Genomic DNA, 3506 nt, shown 5'->3' with positions numbered 1-3506 from the left:
GCGATGGCCGGCCCGACCCCGCCCGGGGTCCCCGCCCGCGGCGGCCTCACCGCGGCCCAGGTCAGAGGCACCAACGGCCTCTCCCCCGCCCCGGCGACGGGCTGGCCCCAGGCGCAGAGCTGGCCCAACGCCGCGGGCATGGGCCAGACGGGCTGAGTCCGGCCGGCCCCGGACCGGTGAGCCGGCGGCCCGTTCAGTACGCGACGGGCCAGCCGGTGCTCCAGTTCAGCAGGTTGATGCCGAGCTTGGGGGTGCCGCTGTCGTTGCCGTCGTAGTAGTGGTAGACGATCAGGTCGCCGTCACTGTCGTTCGTGATCGACTGGCCGCCGGGGCCGATGACGCTGCCGTGGGTCTCCAGCACCGCCGTGCCGCCGTTGTTCGTCATGGCGACCCCGCTCTTGTCGTAGTAGGGCCCGGTGACGCCGGTGGCGCGGCCGACCTTGACCTTGTACGTCGACGAGGTGCCGGCGCAGCAGGTGTCGTACGAGGCGAACAGGTAGTAGTAGCCGTTGCGTTTGACCACGTACGGCGCCTCGACGGCCTTGGTGCCGGTGGGCCGGTAGGCGAGCGAGTAGCGGGTGGTGTCGCCGGAGTACTGCTTCCCGGTCGAGGGGTCGATCCGGATCATCTTGATGCCGGTCCACCAACTGCCGAAGGACAGCCACCACTTGCCGTCGTCGTCGACGAACAGGTTGGGGTCGATGGCGTTGTAGTCGCTGGCGGTGGTGGAGGTGTAGACGACGCCGTAGTCGCTCCAGGAGCCGGGCAGCCCGGTGCTCGAACCCGCCAGGCCGATCGCGGACTTGTTGGACCCGAAGGTCGAGACGGCGTAGTACAGCAGGTACTTGCCGCCGTGGTAGGAGATGTCGGGTGCCCAGGCCTCGGTGGCGTACGACGACCACCAGCTCGGCTTGGTGCCGAACGCGTCGGAGCCGGAGCTGAACGCGATGCGGTCGGTGGAGGTGCGGTAGGCGAGGCCGCCGCCGGTGGCGTAGAGCAGATAGCGGCCTGCGGAGGTGCGGATCATCGTCGGGTCGTGCACGACGGTGGAGCCGGTGACCGTTCCGGGATCGGGGTAGGCGGACGCGGTCGAGGGGGCCAGGGCCAGCAGGATCGCGGCCGGGACGGCGAGGAGCAGGGCCCTGCGGGAGGTGCGGCTCATACGGACGCTCCTTGGTGGGGGGATCGCAGGCGCGTTCGTTCGGAATGTCGAACGCGGGTCGATTCGTCGGACGGGACCGTAGAATCGAACCCCTTGCGCGTCAATGGTCCGCGCAGTCACCGGGAGCCCGGACGGCCGCACGGCCGGGTCCGCACGCGGCTCGCAAGACACTTGACGGACCGTCATTTTGCACAACTGACAGCAGTCCGACAGGCCTCCGACAGCATCCCTCTCTACGGTGCCGTGTTCATGACAGACACCCCTGAGGAAACAGGAACCCGCATCGGACGCCGTACCGTGCTGATGGCCACGGGCGTCACCGCCGCGACGCTGGCCGTGGGTGCGGCCGTCACGTCCGAGTCCCCCACTGCGGAAGCCGCCCCCGACCTGGCCCCCGCGGCCGCCGCGGCTGTCTGCACCCTCACGAAGGAGATGACCGAAGGCCCCTACTACCTCGACGGACAGTACGTCCGTGCCGACGTCACCGAAGGAAAGGCCGGCGCCCCGCTGAAGCTGGCGCTCACCGTCGTGGACGACGACACCTGCGCCCCGCTGTCCAACGCGCTGGTGGAGATCTGGCACTGCGACGCGCTCGGCGAGTACTCCGGGTTCGTCGGCAACAACGGCCACAGCGAGGCCGACGACGGCACCTTCCTGCGCGGCGGGGTGCTGACCGACTCGAGCGGCCTCGCCGGCATCACCACGATCTACCCGGGCTGGTACCGCGGCCGCTGCGTGCACATCCACGTCAAGGTGCACACCGGCGTCACGCTCACCTCGGACGGCTCGTTCACCGGCGGCCAGGAACTGCACACCGGGCAGCTCTTCTTCAGCGAGACGGTGACGACCGCGATGGCGAAGATCTCGCCGTACTCGACCAACAAGGTCACCCGCACGACCCTCACCCAGGACTCGATCTACGACGGCGGAGGCGCCGCGTCCGGCCTCCTGACCCTCACCGCCCTGGGCAGCTCGGCCTCCTCCGGCTACGCCGGCACCCTCACCCTGGGCGTCGAGCAGTAACACTCCCCCCACCCGAAAGACCCTGGGTGACCACGGACCGGCCGGCCGAGGTCACCCAGGGTCTGACCCGTCGGGGGGCGGTGCGACCCCCCGGACCGGCTCAGGACGCCGGGCAGTCCTTCCAGGCCATGTGGTAGACCGTGCTGATGTCACCGTCGGTCGAGTCCATCGTCATGAAGCTGACCTTGCCGGGCGCCGAGGTGCCGGCGTTCACCCGGAGTTCGGTGTTGATGTTGAAGTTGCGCTGGACCCCGCAGGGCGCCCAGACCAGCTGGGCCCAGTCGGTGCTGTCGGTGGCCTCCCAGTTGTCGTTCAGGGGGCCGCTGAACGGGTGGCTGCGGTACGCCGTGGCCGGGGAGCCCTGGAAGTAGTACGAGGCCCGCTGGGTGGCGCTCGCACCGGACTCCAGTGCGGCGAAGCCGCGGTAGTCGGCGCTGGCGATGGCGTACGTGAAGCCCTGCGGGACGTGGACGACCAGGTTGAGCTGGCAGTTCTTGCGGAACGCCGTGGGGTCGGAGTTGCCGCCGGCCTGGGCGAGGTAGTTGCTGTAGGTCACCGTGAACGCGGTGTTGTCCTCGGAGACGGCGACGGCGGTGGTGCCCTGGGGACAGCCGGAGCCGTTCACCGTGGCGACGGTGATGACGATCTTGTCCGGGGGCGGGTCGGTGAACACGGGGGAGGCGGCCTGCGCGGGAAGCGCCGAGGTCAGCAGCGCGGCGGCGGCCGCTCCGCTGAGCAGGAGTCCGACGGACATGGTTCTCCTCATGGTTCGGTTGTTCAGTGGGGGGTGGCACGCGCACGCCCGGCCTGTGGAGAAACCATGAGTACGCTGTGAAGGCCGGGGCGGTGGCATCGTAGGCGCCCGGGGGACGCGGCGGTCAGCCCCAACTCCAGCCATCCGGAATGCCTCTCTGTGACATGACTGTGACTGGAGGTATGGCTTCCGCCACAGCCGGACAGGCCGGGCCCCTACAAGATCAACAAATGCGCAGAAACCCCTTACCCCCGGTAATGACCGGCCGTCCTGTCGTCGCGACGCTCGCCGCCGCAGGTGTCGCCGCCGGTGTGCTGGTCGGCTGGCCGGGCCTGGACACCATCAACGGGTGCGGTCTTCCGGTCAATCGGTATCCGTCCGAAAGCGCACAGGACTGGGTCGACAACGCCGATGTCGTGATCGTCGCAAGCGCGACGCGCGAGTGGGAGAGCGACCGGCAGGAACTGGCCTCCGGGGCGTACCGGTACCAACTGGAGCGCACCGTGCGACTGACCCGGGAATCGGTCGTGTTCACCTCCGGACGCCGCACCCACCCCCTGTCTCTTA

General features: G+C 69.3%; 3 protein-coding genes and 1 pseudogene. 2 read left to right on the top strand and 2 right to left on the bottom strand.

Features of this window, described 5'->3' with window-relative positions; all coding sequences use genetic code 11:
• Positions 1–193: 193 nt before the first annotated feature.
• Positions 194–1162 carry an arabinan endo-1,5-alpha-L-arabinosidase gene (locus FNH09_RS45435; RefSeq protein ID WP_152895721.1) on the bottom strand — a complete coding sequence of 323 codons (969 nt, stop codon included), beginning with the start codon at positions 1160–1162 and terminating at the stop codon, positions 194–196.
• 249 nt (positions 1163–1411) lie between these two features.
• Between FNH09_RS45435 and FNH09_RS45430 the strand changes: the two genes are divergently transcribed.
• Positions 1412–2185, top strand: coding sequence for an intradiol ring-cleavage dioxygenase (locus FNH09_RS45430; protein WP_152895720.1), 774 nt, complete (start codon positions 1412–1414; stop codon positions 2183–2185).
• 100 nt (positions 2186–2285) lie between these two features.
• On the opposite strand, the gene FNH09_RS45425 is transcribed toward FNH09_RS45430, so the two are convergent.
• Positions 2286–2939 carry a DUF4360 domain-containing protein gene (locus FNH09_RS45425; RefSeq protein WP_152895719.1) on the bottom strand — a complete coding sequence of 218 codons (654 nt, stop codon included), beginning with the start codon at positions 2937–2939 and terminating at the stop codon, positions 2286–2288.
• A 257-nt stretch (positions 2940–3196) separates the two neighbouring features.
• Between FNH09_RS45425 and FNH09_RS45420 the strand changes: the two are divergent.
• Positions 3197–3506 (top strand): annotated as a pseudogene (locus tag FNH09_RS45420) (hypothetical protein); the annotation flags it as partial.

Origin of the sequence: Streptomyces adustus (genome assembly GCF_009377175.1) — a bacterium.
GTDB classification, from domain to species: Bacteria; Actinomycetota; Actinomycetes; order Streptomycetales; family Streptomycetaceae; genus Streptomyces; species Streptomyces adustus.
Note: the sequence above shows the minus strand (reverse complement) of the source record. Positions and strands in the feature narration are given on the sequence as shown.